This window comes from Pantoea alfalfae (genome assembly GCF_019880205.1).
GTDB classification, from domain to species: Bacteria; Pseudomonadota; Gammaproteobacteria; order Enterobacterales; family Enterobacteriaceae; genus Pantoea; species Pantoea alfalfae.
In genome coordinates this window covers 1,396,678-1,418,091 of sequence record NZ_CP082292.1, presented here as the reverse complement: position 1 = coordinate 1,418,091, position 21,414 = coordinate 1,396,678, and the positions used below count along the sequence as shown (strand labels likewise).

Sequence of the window (21,414 nt, the reverse complement as noted above, 5' to 3'; positions counted from 1 at the left end):
ATTCGCCGTTGCGGAGCCCTGCACCCTGCCGGAAGTCCGCATGACGATAGAGATCCTGTCCCCGCAAAATAACATGCCAAACCGCTGGCTCTCGGCCCTGGTGCTTGGCTGCGTGGTGTTTGTCCTGACCCTGTTCTGTCTTGAACTGATTGTTGTCAGTGGGAAGATTTCCCCGCTCTGGTTCCCGACCACCTTAATGACCGTCGTGGTTTTCCGCTGCCCGTCACGACAGTTGCCGCTGCTGTTGACCGCTTGTGTGCTGGGCACCGCGGGGGCTAATGCCATCATCATCGGACCTGCTCTCTCTAATATTAAATTCGCGCTGCTTAATCTTATTCAGGCCGGCATAGGTGGCATGCTGCTGCGCGCCCTGCTAAATCGGCGCGCGCCGCTGAATTCGCTCAACGACTGGGCCAGGATGGTGTTGTCAGTCGGCATCGTGACGCCGGTACTTGGCGGCCTGCTCGCGATCTGGACGCTACAGGTCAGCGGTCATGCCTCGTTTCCCTTCTTCTATACCTGGGTAATCTCCGAGATCATCGGCATGCTGGTGTTAGGCCCGATGCTGCTTCTGCTGCCCTGGCCGCTGCGGCGCGCGCAGTTCAGCGATCTGCGCCTGGCCGAATCGCTGCTGACGCTGCTGCTTACCCTCGGGGCCAGTTATCTGGCACTGCGTTTCCTGCCGTGGCCCTTTACCTTTATTGTGGTAATCCTGTTCTGGTGTGCAGTTCGCCTGCCCAAGCTGCAGGCGTTTGTCCTGTTCTTCCTGAACGCCAGTTTTATCTCAATGCTGCTGGCTTTTGATTTGGTCAACGTGGTCAATAACAACAGCGCCCTTGGCCCGGTCTCCAGCTGGCTGCCATTTCTGCTGGTGTTAATCCCCAGCCATATTATGTCGCTGGTGATGGATGCGTCCCGGCGTGAAAAACTTCATATTACTGACAGCGAAACCCGCTTCCGGCATGCTATGGAGTACTCCGCCATCGGTATGGCGCTCGTCGCACCTGAGGGCAACTGGCTGCAGGTGAATCGATCTCTGTGTCAGACTCTGGGTTATCCGGCAGAAGAGCTGAAGCGTCTGACCTTTCAGCAGATTACCCATCCCGACGATCTCTCACTCGATTTGCAGCATGTGAGCCGGCTGCTGGAAGGCGAGATTGATACTTATACCTTCGAAAAGCGCTATTTCCGTAAGGATGGCGAAATTGTCTGGGCGCGGCTGACGGTCTCGCTGGTGCGCGACAGCAGTCATGCCCCGCTCTACTTTATTGCGCAGATTATCGATATCTCAGAGCTGAAGCAGAGTGAGCAGGTGAACCGCCGGCTGATGGAGCGTATTACGCTGGCCAACGAGGCGGGCGGCATCGGCGTGTGGGAGTGGAACCTGCTGACCGGCGAGATGTTGTGGGATAAGCGCATGTACGCCCTGTTTGGCCTTGCGCCGCATGAGTCGCCCAGCTATGACCTCTGGATCCATCTGCTGCACACCGCCGATCGGGAATATGCCGCGATGACGGTACAGCAGGCAATTGAACTGCGCAGCGCGTTCCACATGGAGTATCGCGTAGTCAATGCTGAAGGACAGCGCTGGGTACGTACCCAGGCTAACCGGCAACTGAGCAAAGAGGGGCGCATTGAGCGCATGCTGGGTATCTGCCAGGACATCACGCCACTCCGCAACCTGAATGAAGCACTGTTTCAGGAGAAAGAGCGCATGGCGATCACCCTGGATTCCATCGGCGAAGCGGTGATCAGCACCGATAAAGAGATGCGCGTCGCCTTTATGAACCCGGTAGCAGAAAAGATGAGTGGCCTCTCGCAGGAACAGGCAGCCGGTCAGCCGCTGAGTGAACTGCTGCATATCACTCAGGGGCGTAACGGCCCGGAAGTCGAAAATCTGCTGTTATGCCAGCTGCCGGCGGAAAAAATCACCCCTGGGCTCGCGGAAGATCTGGTGCTGCATACGCCCGAAGGCGGCCATATCGATATTCACTACAGCATCACACCGCTGCGCTCCGAAGCGGGCCTGGAACAGGGTGCCGTCATGGTTATTCAGGATGTCAGCGAATCCCGCAAACTGATGAAGCGGCTGAGCTATAGCGCGCTGCATGACACCCTGACCCGCCTGCCGAATCGTGCCAGTTTCGAGCTTCAGCTTAAACGTCTGCTGTTTGATGCCGCTGAACATCAGCATCAGCATGTGCTGGTGTTTATCGACCTGGATAAGTTTAAAGCGGTCAATGACAGCGCCGGACACGCCGCAGGCGATGCGTTATTGCGTGAGCTCTCTGATTTAATGCAGCAACATCTGCGAAGCAGCGATTTCCTGGCCCGGCTGGGCGGTGACGAGTTTGCGCTGCTGATGCCAGATTGCGAAGTCGCTCAGGCGCATGACGTGGTGCAGCGCATCGTCGCCGCGGTCAATCATTACCGGTTTCAGTGGCTGGGCCGCCTTTATCATGTGGGTGCCAGCGCGGGCGTTACGCAGATTTCAGCGGATAACTGCCAGAGCGGCGACGTGCTTTCGCAGGCGGATATCGCCTGTTACAACGCCAAACGCAGCGGGCGCGGACGGCTGGTCATCTATGAACAGCATCGGTTACCGCTGCCAGGTAATCATCAGGGCATGGATGCAGCAATGATTGATGCGCTGCAGATCGAACTGCCTGCCTGGGCCGTTGCGCCGCCCAAAACACCGCAGGCAGCCTTTATCTGGCTGCTTGAGGTTCAGCTGTTAACGGCTGACGGGCTGCTGGTGGATGAAACGTTGCTGCGCAATAACCTGTCTGACGATACGCTGCGGCGGCAGCTGGATAACACTATTCTGGATGCTTTTTTCCGTCACGATGTGCAGAGGCTGAATAACAAAGGCATTCCGGTGATCCTGCCACTCAATGCACAGGTTCTGAGCGATGCCGCCTGTGTGCAGCAACTCTGTCAGCGCTTTGTTGCCGAGGGTCTCTCCGACAGCCGCTGTGGTTTCGCTTTCCCTGCAGCCAGTGTGCTCAGCAAAGGCGATCAGCTCTATGCCGCACTAATGCAACTGCGGCAGTGTGGCTGTCGTGTCGTGTTGCAGCATTTTGGCCGTAATCTGGATGCCTTCAATCTGCTGAGCGACGAAGTAGTTGATTATCTGGTGCTGGCGCCTGAACTGGTTGCTAACGTTCATAATAATCTGATGGATGAGATGCTGCTGACCATCATTCAGGGCCAGGCAAAACAGCGCAATATCTCGGTCCTGGCCGGGCCAATTTCAGTACCCGCCGTACTCAGCACGCTGGCGACCCTTGATGTGGATGGCGTCTGGGGCAGTGCCGTAGCCGAGCGTCAGCCGTTGCGTTCTCTGGCTGAAGATCGCATCTTCGCTATCCGTTAATTCCCGCGCTGCCTGCTTGCCACCCTGCTGAAGCTGCGCTAAAGTCGCCCCCTTTTTTCCGGCATGGGGGCGAAAATGTTCATAGGATTCGATTACGGCACGGCTAACTGCGCCATTGCAGTCAGCGAAAATGGCACGCCACGTCTGTTAACGCTGGAAAATGATCAGCGCCTACTGCCGTCAATGATCTGTGCGCCGACCCGCGAGTCGATCAGCGAATGGCTCTATCGTCATCATCAGGTGGCGACACCAGACAGCGAAACCACGGCGCTGCTGCAGCGTGCGATGCGTTATAACCGCGAAGAGGATATCGAGGTCCAGCCCAACAGCGTGCAGTTCGGCCTCACCGCGCTGCAGCATTACATGGTCGACCCCGAAGATGTCTGGTTCGTTAAATCACCCAAATCGTTCCTCGGTGCCAGTGGCCTGAAGCCGCAGCAGATCGCCCTGTTTGAAGATCTGGTCTGCGCCATGATGCTGCACATCCGCCAGCAGGGTGAAAGCCAGCTTGATCAGCCCATCGATCAGGCGGTGATCGGGCGGCCGGTCAACTTCCAGGGCTTAGGCAGCAAAGAGTCTAACCAGCAGGCGGAAGGCATTCTGCTGCGCGCCGCCCACCGCGCCGGTTTCCGCGACGTGGAGTTTCAGTTTGAGCCGGTCGCCGCCGGGCTCGATTTCGAAGCGACGCTGAAGCAGGAGAAGACGGTTCTGGTGGTGGATATCGGCGGCGGTACGACCGACTGCTCGATGTTGCTGATGGGACCAGAATGGCGTGATAAGGCGGACCGGCGGGAAAGCCTGCTGGGCCACAGCGGTTGCCGCGTGGGCGGTAACGATCTGGATATTATGCTGACGTTTAAGACTCTGATGCCGTTACTGGGCCTGGGCGGTAACACCCTGAAAGGCACCGCGTTGCCTGCCCTGCCGTGGTGGAACGCCATCGCGATTAATGATGTTCCGGCGCAAAGCGACTTTTATAGCCCCGCCTGCGGCAAGTGGCTGCGGGATTTAGTACGTGATGCGGAACAGGGTGATGTTGTGGCTCGTCTGCTGAAAGTGTGGCAGCAGAAGCTCAGTTATCGCCTGGTGCGCGCCGCGGAAGAGAGCAAGATTGCGCTGTCATCCAGCCCGGCGCAGACCGCCTCTCTCGACTTTATTGCCGCGGCATTAGAGACAGAGATTGGCGTGGATCAGCTGCAGGATGCCATCAGTCAGCCGCTGGAGAAAATTCTGGAGCAGGTGCAGCTCGCGCTGGCCACCAGCCAGATTAAGCCCGATGTGATTTATCTGACCGGCGGCAGTGCGCGCTCACCGTTGCTGCGCGCAGCGCTGCAGAAGACGCTGCCGGACACGCCGATTGCGGGAGGCGATGATTTCGCCTCCGTCACCGCAGGGCTGGCCCGCTGGGCGGAAGTGATGTTCCGTTAATTCTGCTCTACGCTGCGCTGCAATAAAAAAACGGCACCTGAAGGTGCTGTTTTTGTTTGCGGATCACTGAGAGCAGGCTCAGGGAGCATACGCCTTTCGCAAAGACGCAAAACCCGCCATCCCTGGCGGGCTCAGCGCGGGCCATCCCAGGCCCGCTATGCTTTGCTACTGGCGTATACACCCATCGCTTTAAGTCTGGGAGTCGTCTGTTTAGGTGCCGTTTTTATTGTAAATCAGAATGCAATATTGGCGCTGATACCGCCGATAAACGCATCCTTCACTTCGCTCACCCCGCCTGGTGCCACCACATACTGCAGGTTAGGTCGCAGTGACATCCAGTTCGTCACTTTGGCGTTGTAGTAAACCTCATAGTTGTACTCTGAACCTTCCTGAATCGGCAGATAAGTCGGGCTGTCAAAGCGGCTCTCGCCATTGGCCTGATTTTGTTGACGCAATGAGCGGGTATAGTCGCTGTTCACGTGAATACGCGATGCGCCCACACCGATCTCATCCTGCGGACGGGCATCGAACGGTCCAGTCCAGGTAAAGGCGATAGACTGGTAGTTATCGGTCTTCGAGGTCTTGTGATCGTTCATCACCGCCTGAACCCGCACGCCCAGACCGCGATTCACATCGCCATCCTGCGCGGTCAGCTGTTGCTGCAATAACAGATAGCCGCCGTAGGAATGCGCCTGATCCTGATAACCACCGTTGCGCCAGCTGCCATAGACATCGCCATCCACTGACGAATAGTAATAACCGATGCGGTAGTTACCCGGTAATTTCTCCGGCCCGAAGGTCGGTTTCCAGCCCAGTTCGACCGGCACCAGATTGCCTTCTGAATTGCTGGTATCCAGACGGAAGCCATCGCCGCGATCGTAGTTAGCACGGTTCTGATTATAGAAACCGACCTGGAAGAAGACATCCGGCGTGATATTGAACTTAACCCGGCCGCCCCACTGCGACACCGGCCAGTTGAACCAGCGATCGCCACGCCAGTTACCCGCCTGCCCGCTGCCCAGCGCCAGATTCTGGAACAAATTGCCATCGAAATTATCGAAATCTTCACCTACCGTTACCCGTCCGGCTTTAATATCAACCACATCGTTGAACAGCCCTTTGCGCAACCAGAACTGCGTCAGACGCCAGGTCTGACCGCGACCATAAACTTCCTGGACTGAGGAGAGCATACCGGTGCGTTGATCCGCGACCTGATCGGAAAGATTCTGCCCGTTACGACTGGTGACGGTCATCTGAAACTCGGCATCCTGCCAGTCCAGCAGCTTCTGCAGATCGAAATTGGTGCCGAACGTCCACTGGTCGCTGTAGCGCATGGTGGTATTGGTATCGGCTCCGCCGCCTAAATTCGCGGCGCTTTCCATGGTGTAGTTAACGTCAAACTTAATGCCGTCGTCCTGCAGCTGCGTTCGGTACCCGCCCCAGTCACCAAACATCCATTCGGAGTCCGGGCTGAAAGCATCAGCGGCCAACGCCTGCGCGGAAAACATGGCCAGGATCAGGGTGCCGGTTGCCACACGGCGCAGCGGGAAACGCTGCTCTGCTTTTCTGTTTTTCATCTTGCTTATTCTTATGTAAGTTACGGAAAATGACGCGCAGAGGATAGTGCTGGATAACCTCTGTTTTTTGTAAATACGTGCGCATAATTACCCGTAACATCCGTTTATTAACGCATTTGTGATCGGGATCTCTGATTGGTTATTCTCTGAGCGAGGTGCGTATTTTTTGACAGATACAGCGTAAAAAGGGGCGCTATCGCCCCTTGTGTTTACTGGCTGGCCTGATCCAGTTGATCAATCTGTGCCGGGGTCAGCGTCAGCTGCATGGCGCCAGTCAGATCGTCGAGCTGTTTAAGTGAGGTAGCACTGACAATCGGTGCGGTAATACCGGGCCGGGCAATCTGCCAGGCCAGCGCCACCTGCGCCGGTGTCACCTGATGCGCATCGCTGATCGCATCCAGCGCGTCCAGGATCCGCAAACCGCGCGGGTTGAGGTATTTGTCTACCACGCCCTGCCCCCGCGCGCTTTTACTGGCATCCGCTGCATCACGGTATTTACCACTGAGAAAACCGCTGGCGAGTGAGTAGTAGTTGATCACACCTAAACCGTGCGCCCTGACCACCGGCTCCAGCGCCGACTCATAGGGCTGGCGGTCATAAAGGTTGTATTCCGGTTGCAGGGTTTCGTAACGCGCCAGCCCCTCCGTTTCACTGATCTTTAATGCTTCCTCAAGCCGCGCCGCGCTGTAATTCGAGGCACCAATCGCCCGCACTTTCCCCTCGCGGATCAGACTGTCAAAGGTGCTCAGCGTGTCTGCCAGTGGCGTGTCCTGATCGTCACGGTGCGCCTGATAGAGGTCGATGTAGTCGGTCTGCAACCGGCGCAGTGAATCTTCGACCGCCTGACGGATATATTGCGGCTTCAGCCCGGTTTTCTCCGGGGACAGCTCCATACCGACTTTGGTTGCCAGCACGACCCGATCGCGCTTGCCGCTTTTTTTCAGCCACTCACCAATAATGGTTTCCGATTCACCGCCTTTATTGCCCGGCGCCCAGCGGGAATAGACATCCGCGGTGTCGATAAACCACAGCCCTCGATCCACCAGCGCATCCAGCAGAGAAAAGGAGGTGGATTGATCCACCGTCCAGCCAAACACATTGCCGCCAAACGTCAGTAACGGCACCGTAATACCACTGTCACCCAACTGCCGGGTTTGATTCTGACTCATTATCTGCTCCTGATTTGCCTGCAAACGGTCTGTTTTTCAGCATAGCAAAGTCATTTCACGCCTTTATGACGATTGTGCTGCGATTAATGAAGGAACAGGCATAATTACCCCGCCCTGACAGATATCCTTATTTCCTTCAACTTTTGCCCGTCAGAGGCGACTACACTCTGTCGTTTGCAGGCTACCCCTTTCATGCCTGCGCCTGGGACTACGTCACTGCTGGAGAGCATCAACAATCATGAGCACCCGACATCCTGTTATGAAAAAAACCCTGATCGTGCTGGCCCTGATCGCCGTGGCCGCTGGCGGCTACTATGCCTGGCAACGCAATGCCCAGCCGCAGAGCAGCAGCCAGACGGATTCGCCAGCGCCACGTGGCGGTAAAGGCGGCGGTGATGGCGCGCGTCGTCCCCTCGCACCGGTTCAGGCCGCAACCGCCACTCGCCAGAGCGTGCCGCAATTTCTCAGCGGACTGGGAACGGTGACCGCCGCTAACACCGCCACGGTGCGCAGTCGGGTCAATGGCGACCTGCTGGCGATCCACTTCACCGAAGGCCAGCAGGTGAACGCAGGCGATCTCCTGGCAGAAGTCGACCCGCGGCCTTATCAGGTGGCGTTAACCCAGGCTCAGGGCCAGCTGGCGAAAGATCAGGCGACGCTGGCGAATGCCCGTCGTGACCTGGCGCGCTTCGAGAAGCTGGCAAAAACCTCGCTGGTGTCACAACAGGAGCTGGACACTCAGCGCTCACTGGTGAGTGAAACACTCGGCACCCTGAAAGCGGATGAGGGCGGCGTTGCCATTGCGCAGCTCAACCTGACCTACAGCCGGATCACCGCGCCGATTGCTGGCCGGGTCGGGCTGAAACAGGTGGATGTTGGCAACTATGTCACCAGCGGCGACACCTCCGGTATCGTGGTGATCACCCAGACGCACCCGATTGATGTGGTTTTTACCCTGGCAGAAAACAGCATCAGTTCCATTCTGCAGGCGCAGAAAAGCGGCCTGCCGCTATTGGTTGAGGCCTGGGATCGCAGTAATCAGAATCTGATCGCCAGCGGCAAACTGCTGAGCCTGGATAACCAGATTGATGTCACCACCGGCACCATCAAAATCAAAGCGCGTTTTGATAATCAGGACGATACGCTGTTCCCTAACCAGTTCGTCAATGTGCGGCTGAAGGTCAACACCCTGCAGGATGCAGTGGTCATTCCGCCTGCCGCATTGCAGATGGGCAACGAAGGCCACTTTGTCTGGGTGGTGAACAGTGACAATAAGGTCAGCAAAAAAAGCGTAATTGCTGGTCTGCAGGACAGTGAGAAAGTGGTGATCAGCGCCGGTCTGGAGGCGGGTGAACGCGTAGTGACAGACGGGCTGGATCGCCTGACCGAAGGCGCGAAAGTTGAGGTGGTCGCGCCGCAGAGCAATGCTCCGCGCGCCACCCGCGCGACCCTGCCGTCAAAAGGAGAGCGTGAGTAATGCAGGTCATGCCTCCCGATCACAGTGGCGGGCCGTCACGCCAGTTTATTCTGCGCCCGGTTGCCACCACGCTGTTGATGATTGCGATTTTGCTGGCCGGGATACTGGGCTACCGCTTCCTGCCGGTCTCGGCGCTGCCCGAAGTCGACTATCCGACCATCCAGGTCGTCACGCTCTATCCGGGTGCCAGCCCGGATGTGGTCACCTCATCGATTACTGCCCCGCTTGAGCGTCAGTTTGGTCAGATGTCTGGCCTGAAACAGATGGCGTCGCAAAGCTCCGGCGGTGCCTCGGTAGTGACACTGCAGTTCCAGCTGACGCTGCCGCTGGATGTGGCAGAACAGGAGGTGCAGGCAGCCATTAACTCAGCTACCAATCTGCTGCCCAACGATCTGCCTAATCCGCCGGTCTACAGCAAAGTGAACCCTGCCGATCCGCCGATCATGACGCTGGCCGTTACCACCCGCAGCATGCCGCTGACGCAGGTGCAGGACATGGTGGAAACGCGCGTCGCACAGAAAATCTCTCAGGTCAGCGGCGTCGGACTGGTGACGCTGTCGGGCGGTCAGCGTCCGGCGGTGCGGGTGAAGATGAATGCGCAGGCGCTGGCGGCGCTGGGTCTGACCAGCGAAACGGTGCGGACCGCGATCAGCAATGCCAACGTCAATTCGGCTAAAGGGAGCCTGGATGGCCCGACCCGCTCCGTCACTCTGTCAGCCAATGACCAGATGAAGTCGGCGGAAGACTATCGCCAGCTTATCATCAGCTATAAAAATGGTGCGCCGGTACGACTGGGGGATGTGGCAACCATTGAGCAGGGAGCAGAAAACAGCTGGCTCGGTGCCTGGGCCAACCGCGATGCGGCGATTGTGCTCAACGTTCAGCGTCAGCCTGGTGCCAATATCATCGCCACGGCAGATAATATCCGTGCCATGTTGCCCGCCCTGACCGCCGCCCTGCCAAAGTCGGTAGACGTTAAACTGCTCACCGACCGCACCACCAATATTCGCGCTTCGGTCAACGACACACAGTTTGAGCTGATGCTGGCGATGGCGCTGGTCGTGATGATCATTTATCTGTTTCTGCGCAACGTACCCGCCACGCTGATCCCGGCGGTGGCCGTACCGCTTTCGCTGATCGGTACCTTTGCAGCGATGTATTTCCTTGGCTTTTCCATTAACAACCTGACGCTGATGGCGCTGACCATCGCCACCGGCTTTGTGGTCGATGATGCCATCGTGGTGATTGAGAACATCTCACGCTATATCGAGAAAGGGGAAAAACCGCTGACCGCCGCACTGAAAGGGGCCGGGGAAATTGGCTTTACCATTATCTCCCTCACCTTCTCACTGATTGCGGTGCTGATTCCGCTGCTGTTTATGGGCGACGTAATTGGCCGCCTGTTCCGTGAATTTGCCGTCACGCTGGCGGTGGCGATTCTGATTTCAGCGGTGGTGTCACTGACCCTGACGCCGATGATGTGCGCCAGGATGCTGAGCGCGGAGTCGCTGCGCAAACAGAACCGCTTTTCGCGGGCCAGTGAAGCGATGTTTGATCGTATCGTCGCCACCTACGGTCGTGGCCTGAGCCGGGTGCTGAATCACCCCTGGCTGACGCTGTCGGTGGCGCTGGGCATGCTGGTCCTGACGTTGCTGCTGTGGATGGTGATCCCGAAAGGCTTCTTCCCGCAGCAGGACAACAGCATTATTCAGGGTACGCTCCAGGCTCCGCAGTCGGTCTCCTACGCCAGTATGGCGCAGCGCACCCGCGATGTTGCCTCCATTATCATGAAAGATCCGGCGGTTGAGAGCATGACCTCGTTTGTCGGCGTAGATGGCACCAATGCCTCGCTGAACAGCGCGCGGCTGCAGATCAACCTCAAACCGCTGGATCAACGCGACGACCGCATTCCTGCCATTCAGCAGCGCCTGCAACAGCAGGTCAGTGAGGTACCGGGCGTGCAGCTGTGGCTGCAGGCGGTGCAGGATCTCACCATTGATACCCAGGCGAGCCGCACGCCTTATCAGTTCACGCTGCAATCGGGTTCACTATCGTCGCTCAGCACCTGGGTTCCGGCCCTGCTGACCCGGCTCAGCACCCTGCCACAGCTGCGCGATGTCAGCAGTGACTGGCAGGATCAGGGGCTGGAAGCCTATGTCAACGTGGACCGCGACAGTGCCAGCCGGCTTGGCATCAGCATGGCGGACGTCGATAACGCGCTCTATAACGCCTTTGGGCAGCGGCTCATCTCAACCATCTATACGCAGGCGAATCAGTATCGTGTAGTGCTGGAGCAGGATAATAACGCCACGCCAGGGCTGGCGAGTCTGGATGCTATTCGCCTGAACAGCAGCGACGGCGGCAGCGTGCCGCTAAGTGCCATTGCCCGTATCGAGCAGCGCCACACGCCGCTGAGTATTAACCATCTCGACCAGTTCCCGTCGGCGACCTTCTCGTTCAACGTGGCTGACGGCTATTCGCTGGAAGATGCGGTAAAAGCCGTCTCACAGGCAGAAGCGCAGCTTGGCATGCCTGCCGAACTGATGACCCAGTTCCAGGGCAGCACGCTGGCCTTTGAGGCGGCGCTCGGCAGCACGGTCTGGCTGATGGTGGCGGCCATTGTGGCGATGTACATCGTGCTGGGCGTGCTTTATGAGAGCTTTATTCACCCGATCACCATTCTCTCGACGCTGCCTACCGCGGGTGTTGGCGCGCTGCTGGCGCTGATGCTCAGCGGCAATGAACTGGATATTGTGGCGATTATCGGCATCATCCTGCTAATCGGCATCGTGAAAAAGAACGCCATCATGATGATCGACTTTGCGCTGGCGGCGGAGCGTGAACAGGGTATGAAGCCTGTTGATGCCATCTATCAGGCCTGCCTGCTGCGCTTTCGCCCGATTCTGATGACCACGCTGGCCGCCCTGCTCGGCGCGCTGCCGCTGATGCTCAGCACCGGCGTCGGTGCTGAGCTGCGCCATCCGCTGGGCATTGCCATGGTCGGCGGGCTGATTCTGAGCCAGGTGCTGACGCTGTTCACTACGCCGGTGATCTACCTGCTGTTTGATCGTCTGGCGCACGCTACCCGTCGCCGCTTTGGCAGCACGGAGGCCGCAGAGTGAAGTTCTTTGCCCTGTTCATCAACCGGCCCGTCGCGACGACCCTGCTGACGCTGGCCATCGCCCTGGCGGGCATGCTGGGTTTCCGGCTGCTACCGGTAGCACCGCTGCCGCAGGTCGATTTCCCGGTGATTGTCATCTCGGCATCACTGCCGGGTGCCTCACCGGAGATTATGGCGTCGTCGGTGGCCACGCCGCTGGAGCGCTCGCTGGGACGCATCGCGGGCGTCAGTGAAATGACCTCCACCAGTTCGCTGGGCAGCACCCGCATCATTCTGGTGTTCGATTTTGATCGCGATATCAATGGCGCGGCGCGCGATGTGCAGGCCGCGATCAATGCGGCGCAGAGCCTGCTGCCCACAGGCATGCCGACGCGTCCCACCTATCGCAAAGTAAACCCTTCTGATGCGCCAATTATGATCATGACGCTGACCTCGGATACCTACAATCCTGGTCAGCTCTATGATTACGCCTCGACCCAGCTGGCACAAAAGCTGTCGCAGATCGAGGGCGTGGGCGACGTCACCGTGGGCGGCAGTTCGTTGCCTGCGGTGCGTGTGGCGCTCAATCCGCAGGCGCTGTTTAATCAGGGCGTGTCGCTGGATGCGGTGCGCACCGCGATCTCGAACGCCAACCAGCGTCGGCCGCAGGGCGCACTGGATGACGCGCAGCAGCGCTGGCAGTTGCGTACCAATGACGCGCTGCAGACCGCCCGTGAGTATCAGCCGCTGGTGGTGCATTACAAAAACGGTGCAGCGGTGAAGCTGTCCGATGTGGCGACCGTCGAGGATTCGGTGCAGGACGTGCGTAACGCCGGGATGTCGCGCGGTAAACCCGCGGTGCTGCTGCTGATCCGCAAAACGCCTGAAGCCAACGTCATCGATACGGTTGACCGGATCCGTGCCGAAATGCCGCTGCTGCATGAGGTGATCCCGGCCGCCATCGATCTGCAGATTGCTCAGGATCGCTCGCCCACCATTCGCGCCTCGCTGCATGAAGTGGAGCAGTCTCTGTTAATCGCCGTGGCGCTGGTGATCCTGGTGGTGTTTGTTTTCCTGCGCTCGGGGCGTGCCACGCTGATCCCCGCCGTCGCCGTGCCGGTTTCGCTGATCGGCACCTTTGCCGCGATGTACCTGTGCGGCTTCAGCCTGAATAACCTGTCGCTGATGGCGCTCACTATCGCCACCGGCTTTGTGGTGGATGATGCAATCGTAGTGCTGGAGAACATTGCCCGCCATGTCGAAGCGGGCATGAAACCGCTGGCCGCCGCGCTGAAAGGGGTACGGGAAGTCGGCTTTACCGTGCTGTCGATGAGCCTATCGCTGGTTGCCGTGTTCCTGCCGCTGCTGATGATCGGCGGCCTGATTGGCCGTTTCTTCTCTGAGTTTGCCATTACGCTGTCGGTGTCTATCATCATCTCGCTGTTTATCTCCATCACCCTGACACCGATGATGTGCGCGTATCTGCTGAAGCCCCACGGGCCGCGCAGCCAGCCCCGTCGCCGCAGCGCAGGCCGGCTGCTGATGGCGCTTCAGCAGGGTTATGGTCGCTCGCTTAACGTGGTATTGAACCATGCACGCTGGGTCATGCTGCTGTTTTTCGCCACCATTTTCCTGACCGGCTGGCTGTTTGTTCATATCCCGAAAACCTTTATGCCGGAACAGGATACCGGGCGACTCTCCGGCTTTATCTCTGCTGACCAGAGCATTTCGTTTCAGGCGATGCGCAGTAAACTGCAGGATTTTATGGAGATCGTCGGTGCCGATCCCGCTGTAGACAGCGTGGTGGGCTTTACCGGTGGCATGCGCACCAACAGTGGCTCCATGTTTATCTCACTGAAGCCGCTGTCAGAGCGCAAAGAGAGTGCCGTGGAGATCATCGCCCGGTTGCGTACAAAGCTGGCGAAAGAGCCGGGCGCCAGCCTCTACCTGAATGCGGTGCAGGATCTGCGCGCAGGTGGCCGGGAGTCGAATGCCGGTTATCAGTATTCGCTGCTATCGGACGATCTCGCCGCGCTGCGGACGTGGGAGCCGAAAATTCGCGAGGCGTTCTCTGCCCTGCCGCAGCTGGCGGATGTGAACTCCGATCAGCAGGATAAAGGCAGCGAGATGGCGCTGACCTATGACCGGGAAAGCATGGCGCGGCTCGGCATCGATGTCTCTCAGGCCAATGCCCTGCTGAATAACGCCTTTGGTCAGCGTCAGATCTCCACCATCTACCAGCCGCTTAACCAGTACAAAGTGGTGATGGAGGTCGATCCACGCTACACCCAGGATATCAGCGCCCTGTCGCAGATGTTCGTGATAAACAGCGAAGGTAAAGCGATTCCGCTGTCGTGGTTCGCCCACTGGCAGCCCGCGAATGCGCCACTCTCGGTCAATCATGAAGGGCTGTCTGCCGCCTCGACCATCTCATTCAACCTGCCGGAAGGTGTGTCGCTGTCGCAGGCATCGGAGGCAATTGAACGCACCATGACCGCGATTGGCGTGCCCTCCAGCGTGCGCGGCAGCTTTGCCGGAACCGCGCAGGTGTTTCAGCAGTCGCAGAGCAGCCAGCTCTGGCTGATGCTGGCGGCGATAGCGGCGGTCTATATCGTGCTGGGGATCCTCTATGAGAGCTATGTCCATCCGCTGACGATCCTCTCTACCCTGCCTTCGGCGGGTGTCGGCGCGCTGCTGGCACTGGAACTGTTTGATACGCCCTTCAGCCTGATTGCGCTGATCGGGATTCTGCTGCTCATCGGCATTGTGAAAAAGAACGCCATCATGATGGTCGACTTTGCACTGGAGGCAGAGCGAAACGGCCAGCTCAGCGCGCGCGAGGCGATATTCCAAGCCTGCCTGTTACGCTTCCGGCCCATTTTGATGACCACGCTGGCGGCGCTGTTTGGCGCGCTACCGCTGGTGCTGAGCAGCGGCGACGGTGCTGAACTGCGCCAGCCGCTGGGGATTACCATCGCGGGCGGACTGGTGATGAGTCAGCTGCTGACGCTCTTCACGACGCCGGTCGTCTATTTAATGATGGATAAGCTGCGGCGCAGAAAACGCCCGCTGGCCGCTGCGCAGCAGCCGTAATGGGTCTGGCGGCGACAGACGGGGAATGTGACGCCTTAATCGGGGGGATTGATGACTACGCAAAGCACTAACGTCCGCTGGCAACTGTGGATTGTTGCCATCGGTTTCTTTATGCAGACGCTGGATACCACCATCGTCAATACCGCGATCCCGTCGATGGCACACGACCTGGGCGTCAGCCCGCTGCACATGCACTCGGTGATCGTCTATTACGTGCTGACGGTGGCCGTGATGCTGCCGGTCAGCGGCTGGCTGGCGGATCGCTTTGGCGTGCGCAACATCTTCTTCTGCGCGATTGTGCTGTTCAGCCTGGGTTCGCTACTGTGCGCCCTGTCCGGCACGCTGGATCAGCTGGTGCTGTCGCGCGTGGTTCAGGGGATTGGCGGGGCCATGATGGTGCCGGTGGGTCGCCTGACGGTGATGAAAATCGTGCCGCGAGAACAGTATATGTCCGCCATGACCTTTGTGACCCTGCCTGGCCAGATTGGTCCGCTGCTGGGTCCGGCGTTGGGCGGTGTGCTGGTCGAGTACGCCAGCTGGCACTGGATCTTTCTGATTAATATTCCGGTCGGTATCGCAGGCGCTATCGCCACCCTGATGCTGATGCCCAACTACAGCATGCAGACGCGCCGCTTTGATTTCGGTGGTTTTATTCTGCTGGCCGCCGGTATGGCTACCCTGACACTGGCGCTGGATGGTCAGCGCAGCAGCGGCGGTTCGCCGTTGCTGCTGGGGGCCATGATCCTCACTGGCATTTTCTCTCTGCTGTTTTACCTGATGCATGCGCGCGGAAATGATAACGCCCTGTTCAGCCTGAAGTTGTTTGATCATCGCGTTTACTCTATTGGCCTGCTCGGCAGTTTTACCGGCCGCATCGGCAGCGGCATGCTGCCCTTTATGACGCCCATTTTTCTGCAGCTCGGCATGGGCTACAGCCCGTTTCACGCCGGTCTGATGATGATTCCGATGGTGCTGGGGAATATGGGGATGAAGCGCATTGTGGTGCGCATCGTCAATCTCTATGGCTACCGTAATGTGCTGGTGATGTCGACCGTAGCGCTGGCGCTGGTGGTCCTGTTGTTCCCGCTGGTGGCGCTCATGGGTTGGGTCTGGCTGCTGCCGCTGGTGCTGTTTCTGCAGGGTATGGTCAACGCCATCCGCTTCTCTTCGATGAATACCCTGACGCTGAAGGAGTTGCCCGATGAGCTGGCCTCCAGCGGTAACAGCCTGCTGTCGATGATTATGCAGCTGTCGATGAGTATTGGCGTCACCGTGGCCGGGCTGCTGCTGGGCGCGTTTGCCCAGCAGAGTACGGCAAACAGCCCAGCGGAACACCAGATGTTTATTTATACCTACCTTTGCATGTCGCTGATTATCATCCTGCCCGCGCTGGTGTTCTGGCGCGTTCCGCCACAGGTGAGTACCAACGTTGATCTGCGACGCCGGAGAAAAAAATGAGTGTTAACCTGCGCCTGGGAATCGGGGCCAAACTGTTTATGGCGATTTTCGCCACCTGCATGCTGGTGCTGATCACTATGCACTGGGGCGTTCGCCTCAGTTTCGAACACGGCTTTGTCGACTACATTAAGCGCGGCAATGAGCAGCGGTTAAATCTGCTCAGCGATGCGCTGGCCGATCAGTATGAGCAGCATGGGAACTGGGATTTTTTACGCCACAACGATCGGCTGGTCTTCACCATGCTGCGCTCACTGGAGCAGAATCCCGACAGCAACAGCCAGCTGCCGCCACACGGCTGGCGCACCCAGTTCTGGATCCTCGATCAACAATATAAAGTGATGGTCGGGCCGCGTGCGCCGGTGCCGCCGGAGGGGACGCGCCGCAACATTACCACCAGCACCGGCAAAGTAGTCGGCTGGGTCATCGGCTCGCCGCCGGAGCGGCTGACGCGCAGTACCGACATTAATTTTGATCAACAGCAGCGGCGCACCAGCTGGATTATCGTGGGGCTGTCAACGCTGCTGGCGGCGCTGGCGACCTGGCTGATGGCGCGTGGCCTGCTGGCGCCGGTCAAGCGGCTGGTCGATGGCACGCATCATCTGGCGGCTGGTAATTTTGCCACCCGCGTTGAGGTCAGCAGCCGGGATGAGCTTGGCCAGCTGGCCGGTGACTTTAACCTGCTGGCCAGTTCGCTGGAGAAAAACGAAAGCATGCGCCGCGCCTTTATGGCCGATATCTCCCACGAGCTGCGCACGCCCCTGGCAATCCTGCGCGGTGAACTGGAAGCGATGCAGGATGGCGTACGCAAACTGACGCCAGACGCGATCGCCTCACTCCAGAGTGAAGTGGTGGTGCTGACCAAGCTGGTCGAAGACCTGCATCAGCTGTCGCTGTCGGACGTGGGTGCCCTCGCCTACCGCAAGCAGGCGACCGATCTGGTGCAACTGCTGGAAGTAACGGCGGGCAGCTTTGCCGAGCGCTACCGCGCGCATGGCCTGACGCTGAAGCTGAATTTACCCGACAACGCTCCCTTCTTTGGCGATCCCGACCGCCTGATGCAGTTGTTCACGAATCTGCTGGAGAACAGCCTGCGCTACACTGACAGCGGTGGCCGGGTTGAAGTGACGCTGAAGTATGAAGCCCCTCACTGGCATATTGAGTTTGATGACAGCGCACCCGGCGTTGACAGAGAACATCAGGTGCAGATTTTTGAGCGCTTTTTCCGCACCGAAGGCTCGCGCAATCGCGCCAGCGGCGGTTCGGGCCTGGGCCTGGCCATCTGTAAAAATATCGCAGACGCCCACGGCGGCGATATTCATGCGACGCACTCTGATTTAGGTGGACTGAAAATCGCGCTACACTTGCGCTATGTTCCCCCTGTGTAAACGCTTATGAGCCAGGAAAACCATGACCCGCTGATTCTGGTGGTCGAAGATGAGCCGAAACTGGCGCAGCTGATGATCGATTATCTGCACGCTTCGAACTACCGTACCCATCACATCGCCGACGGCAACGCGGTACTGGATTACGTGCGCCAGACGCCACCCGACCTGATGCTGCTGGATTTAATGCTGCCAGGCACCGACGGTTTAACGCTGTGCCGTGAAATCCGTCGCCATTCCGAGCTGCCGATTATTATGGTCACCGCCCGCACCGAGGAGATTGATCGGCTGCTGGGGCTGGAGCTGGGCGCGGATGACTACATCTGTAAACCCTTCAGCCCGCGTGAAGTGGTGGCGCGGGTCAAAACAATCCTGCGCCGGATAAAACGGTCGACGGAGGAGCCGCAGAGCGCCTCGTTACTGCGGGTTGATGAGAGCCGATTCTTCGCCAGCTGGCGTGAAAAGCCGCTGGATCTTACCCCGGCGGAGTTCCGGCTGCTGAAAACCCTGTCGCTGGAGCCGGGCAAGGTCTTTTCACGCGAACAGCTGCTCAACCATCTCTATGATGACTATCGCGTGGTCACGGATCGCACCATCGACAGCCATATCAAGAATCTGCGGCGCAAGCTGGAGAATCTCGACAGCGAGCAACCCTTTATCCGTGCCGTTTACGGCATGGGCTATCGCTGGGAAGCCGATGCCTGTCATTTGATCTAGTTTGATCCCGATCAATTTACTTCCCTTTTCTCACTGCCTACAATTCCGCACCTTTTGCAGGGCTTAACGGCTCTGCTTCTGCCGCTTAAGGCGGCATACTGACCTGACATCAGTGAGAACATCATGAAACCCGAACTGCTTTCCCCCGCCGGCACGCTGAAGAACATGCGTTACGCCTTTGCTTATGGTGCCGATGCCGTCTATGCCGGCCAGCCACGCTACAGCCTGCGCGTGCGCAACAACGAATTTACCCACGAGAATCTCGCACTGGGCATTAATGAAGCGCACGCGCTGGGTAAAAAATTCTACGTGGTGGTGAACATTGCGCCCCACAACGCCAAGCTGAAAACCTTTATTCGTGACTTAACGCCGGTGGTGGCGATGCAGCCCGACGCGCTGATCATGTCCGATCCCGGCCTGATCATGCTGGTACGTGAGGCTTTCCCGACGATGCCGATTCACCTGTCGGTGCAGGCCAATGCGGTCAACTGGGCCACGGTAAAATTCTGGCAGCAGATGGGGCTGAGCCGGGTGATTCTGTCACGCGAGCTGTCACTGGAGGAGATCGCTGAGATCCGCCAGCAGGTGCCGGAGATGGAGCTGGAAGTCTTTGTTCATGGTGCGCTCTGTATGGCCTATTCCGGTCGCTGTCTGCTGTCGGGCTATATGAACAAACGCGATCCGAATCAGGGCACCTGCACCAACGCCTGCCGCTGGGAGTATAAAGTGGCGGAAGGCCAGCAGGATGAAGTGGGGAATATCGTCGGTAGTCATGAGCCTATTCCGGTACAGGATGTGACGCCCACGCTGGGCATCGGTCAGCCCACCGACAAGGTATTTCTGCTGGAAGAGAAGATGAAGCCCGGCGAGGTGATGAGTGCGTTCGAAGATGAACACGGCACCTACATCATGAACTCGCGGGATCTGCGCGCAGTGGCGCACGTGGAGCGGCTCAGCGAGATGGGCGTACATTCACTGAAGATTGAGGGACGCACCAAGTCCTACTACTACTGCGCCCGCACTGCCCAGGTTTATCGCCGGGCGATTGATGATGCCGCGGCCGGTAAGCCGTTTGATCCCTCACTGCTGTTAACGCTGGAAGGCCTGGCCCATCGTGGCTACACCGAAGGTTTCCTGCGCCGCCACACTCACGACAGTTACCAGAATTATCAGCAGGGCTTTTCGGTGTCCGACCGCCAGCAGTTTGTCGGCGAATTCACCGGCGAACGCCGGGGCGAATGGGCTGAAGTAGCGGTGAAGAATAAGTTTATGCTGCACGACAGCGTGGAGATCATGACGCCTCAAGGGAATCTGAATTGCCAGCTGGACGCGCTGCAGAATGCACGCGGCGAACCCACTGAAGTTGCGCCGGGCGATGGCCATCGCGTCTGGCTGCGGGTGCCCGAGGAGGTGGATCTGCGTTTTGCACTGCTGCTGCGCAATTTTGATCACGGTGAAGATACCCGGGACCCTCATAATCGTTTACCAACGGAAACATTTTGAGGAAATCAGAACAGGATCACAGACCCCTGCGCAGCGCTGCTTTATAGTCCCGCCTGCTGCTAACGAGTAACAACAAACGGCAGATTTACCAGGAACCACCTCATTTACCCGCCCGGCTCCCCCGTGCGGGTTTTCTTTTTTCTCTCTTTCGCCAATAATTTACTGCTGGCAGCTGTGTTATAAATCCCTTCTTACTCTGTAGATCTTCAAGGAACGCAAAATGGATAATAAACCGCTTACGCTGCTCATCCTGAATGGGAAAGGCGCGGGTAATGATGATCTGCGCGAAGCTATTACGACTCTGCGTGAAGAAGGCTTCGACATTGCGGTGCGTGTCACGTTTGAAAAAGGTGACGGCGACAGGTACGTTAAAGAGGCCATTGCGCTGCAGGCCGCGACCGTGGTGGCCGGTGGTGGCGATGGCACCATCAATGAAATTGCGACAGCGCTGGCTTCTTCTGAAGCGGATCATCGCCCGGTGCTGGGCATCCTGCCGCTGGGTACCGCCAACGATTTTGCCACCAGCGTCGGCATCCCGGAAGAGATGGAACCGGCACTGCGACTGGCAATTCAGGGCAAAGCTAGTGCCATCGATCTGGCCAGGGTAAATCAGAGCCACTACTTCATCAATATGGCGACCGGCGGGTTTGGCACCCGTATCACGACTGAAACGCCGGAAAAGCTGAAGTCGGCGCTGGGTGGCGTCTCCTACTTTATTCACGGCCTGATGCGCATGGATACCCTGAAACCCGATACCTGCGAGATCAGCGGCCCCGATTTCGCCTGGCAGGGTGATGCGCTGGTGATCGGTATTGGTAATGGTCGTCAGGCGGGCGGCGGTCAGCGGTTATGCCCTTCTGCCCTGATCAATGATGGCCGACTGGACGTCAGTGTTGTCACCGCGCAGGAGCTGCTGCCGACGCTGCTGCACTCCCTGACCGGCGACGATGACAATCCCGGCATCGTCACCACGCAGCTGGAGTCGCTTACGATTCGCTCTCCGCACGAGATGACCTTTAACCTTGATGGCGAACCGCTCTCCGGGCGCGAATTCGTGATTCAGGTGATGGCGGGCGCGCTGAGCTGTCGCCTGCCACCACAGTGTGAACTCCTTTCCTGAGCATGGGTCAGGGG

Annotated in this window: 12 protein-coding genes; 10 read left to right on the top strand and 2 right to left on the bottom strand. The window is 58.4% G+C overall.

Annotated elements, in window-relative coordinates; translation table 11 throughout:
* Window positions 1–40 precede the first annotated feature (40 nt).
* Together K6R05_RS06600 and yegD are read left to right on the top strand one after the other, a co-directional pair.
* The gene (locus K6R05_RS06600; RefSeq protein ID WP_222925237.1) at window positions 41–3,376 is read left to right on the top strand and encodes a diguanylate cyclase; all 3,336 of its coding nucleotides are present in this window, start codon (window positions 41–43) and stop codon (window positions 3,374–3,376) included.
* Window positions 3,377–3,451: 75 nt separating this feature from the next.
* Window positions 3,452–4,804 (top strand): molecular chaperone, encoded by a 1,353-nt coding sequence (gene yegD, locus K6R05_RS06595; RefSeq protein WP_222925236.1) that lies wholly within the window; start codon window positions 3,452–3,454, stop codon window positions 4,802–4,804.
* 233 nt (window positions 4,805–5,037) lie between these two features.
* Here the strand turns inward: yegD and K6R05_RS06590 are convergent, their stop codons facing one another.
* Complete coding sequence (locus K6R05_RS06590) at window positions 5,038–6,381, bottom strand: carbohydrate porin (protein WP_222925235.1); 1,344 nt, start codon at window positions 6,379–6,381, stop codon at window positions 5,038–5,040.
* A gap of 209 nt (window positions 6,382–6,590) precedes the next feature.
* Window positions 6,591–7,550, bottom strand: a complete 960-nt coding sequence (locus K6R05_RS06585; protein ID WP_222925234.1) for an aldo/keto reductase — start codon at window positions 7,548–7,550, stop codon at window positions 6,591–6,593.
* Between the two features lie 238 nt (window positions 7,551–7,788).
* On the opposite strand from K6R05_RS06585, the gene K6R05_RS06580 reads away from it, so the two are divergent.
* The 8 genes from K6R05_RS06580 to yegS all read left to right on the top strand — a co-directional run bounded on the left by K6R05_RS06580 (window position 7,789) and on the right by yegS (window position 21,400).
* The gene (locus K6R05_RS06580; protein ID WP_222925233.1) at window positions 7,789–9,027 is read left to right on the top strand and encodes an MdtA/MuxA family multidrug efflux RND transporter periplasmic adaptor subunit; all 1,239 of its coding nucleotides are present in this window, start codon (window positions 7,789–7,791) and stop codon (window positions 9,025–9,027) included.
* Window positions 9,027–12,149: an MdtB/MuxB family multidrug efflux RND transporter permease subunit gene (locus tag K6R05_RS06575; protein ID WP_222925232.1), complete on the top strand. Its 3,123-nt coding sequence runs from the start codon at window positions 9,027–9,029 to the stop codon at window positions 12,147–12,149. The genes K6R05_RS06580 and K6R05_RS06575 overlap by 1 nt, the downstream gene beginning before the upstream one ends.
* On the top strand, window positions 12,146–15,220 hold the full coding sequence (mdtC, locus tag K6R05_RS06570) for a multidrug efflux RND transporter permease subunit MdtC (RefSeq protein WP_222925231.1): 3,075 nt from the start codon (window positions 12,146–12,148) through the stop codon (window positions 15,218–15,220). The genes K6R05_RS06575 and mdtC overlap by 4 nt, the downstream gene beginning before the upstream one ends.
* A 51-nt stretch (window positions 15,221–15,271) precedes the next feature.
* Window positions 15,272–16,678 (top strand): MFS transporter, encoded by a 1,407-nt coding sequence (locus K6R05_RS06565; RefSeq protein WP_222925230.1) that lies wholly within the window; start codon window positions 15,272–15,274, stop codon window positions 16,676–16,678.
* Window positions 16,675–18,063, top strand: a complete 1,389-nt coding sequence (gene baeS, locus K6R05_RS06560; RefSeq protein WP_161732260.1) for an envelope stress sensor histidine kinase BaeS — start codon at window positions 16,675–16,677, stop codon at window positions 18,061–18,063. Before K6R05_RS06565 ends, baeS begins: the two co-directional genes overlap by 4 nt.
* Window positions 18,064–18,069: 6 nt before the next feature.
* Window positions 18,070–18,777 (top strand): envelope stress response regulator BaeR, encoded by a 708-nt coding sequence (baeR, locus tag K6R05_RS06555; protein WP_161732258.1) that lies wholly within the window; start codon window positions 18,070–18,072, stop codon window positions 18,775–18,777.
* Window positions 18,778–18,897: 120 nt separating this feature from the next.
* Window positions 18,898–20,280, top strand: coding sequence for a prephenate-dependent tRNA uridine(34) hydroxylase TrhP (trhP, locus tag K6R05_RS06550; RefSeq protein ID WP_222925464.1), 1,383 nt, complete (start codon window positions 18,898–18,900; stop codon window positions 20,278–20,280).
* 220 nt (window positions 20,281–20,500) lie between these two features.
* Complete coding sequence (gene yegS / locus K6R05_RS06545) at window positions 20,501–21,400, top strand: lipid kinase YegS (protein ID WP_161732256.1); 900 nt, start codon at window positions 20,501–20,503, stop codon at window positions 21,398–21,400.
* Window positions 21,401–21,414: the final 14 nt, after the last annotated feature.

Coding starts and splice junctions, on each gene's coding strand:
- K6R05_RS06600 (WP_222925237.1), top strand. CDS start 41: ATGACGATAGAGATCCTGTCCCCGCAAAATAACATGCCAAACCGCTGG.
- K6R05_RS06585 (WP_222925234.1), bottom strand. CDS start 7,550: ATGAGTCAGAATCAAACCCGGCAGTTGGGTGACAGTGGTATTACGGTG.
- K6R05_RS06580 (WP_222925233.1), top strand. CDS start 7,789: ATGAGCACCCGACATCCTGTTATGAAAAAAACCCTGATCGTGCTGGCC.
- K6R05_RS06590 (WP_222925235.1), bottom strand. CDS start 6,381: ATGAAAAACAGAAAAGCAGAGCAGCGTTTCCCGCTGCGCCGTGTGGCA.
- yegS (WP_161732256.1), top strand. CDS start 20,501: ATGGATAATAAACCGCTTACGCTGCTCATCCTGAATGGGAAAGGCGCG.
- yegD (WP_222925236.1), top strand. CDS start 3,452: ATGTTCATAGGATTCGATTACGGCACGGCTAACTGCGCCATTGCAGTC.
- baeS (WP_161732260.1), top strand. CDS start 16,675: ATGAGTGTTAACCTGCGCCTGGGAATCGGGGCCAAACTGTTTATGGCG.
- K6R05_RS06575 (WP_222925232.1), top strand. CDS start 9,027: ATGCAGGTCATGCCTCCCGATCACAGTGGCGGGCCGTCACGCCAGTTT.
- K6R05_RS06565 (WP_222925230.1), top strand. CDS start 15,272: ATGACTACGCAAAGCACTAACGTCCGCTGGCAACTGTGGATTGTTGCC.
- baeR (WP_161732258.1), top strand. CDS start 18,070: ATGAGCCAGGAAAACCATGACCCGCTGATTCTGGTGGTCGAAGATGAG.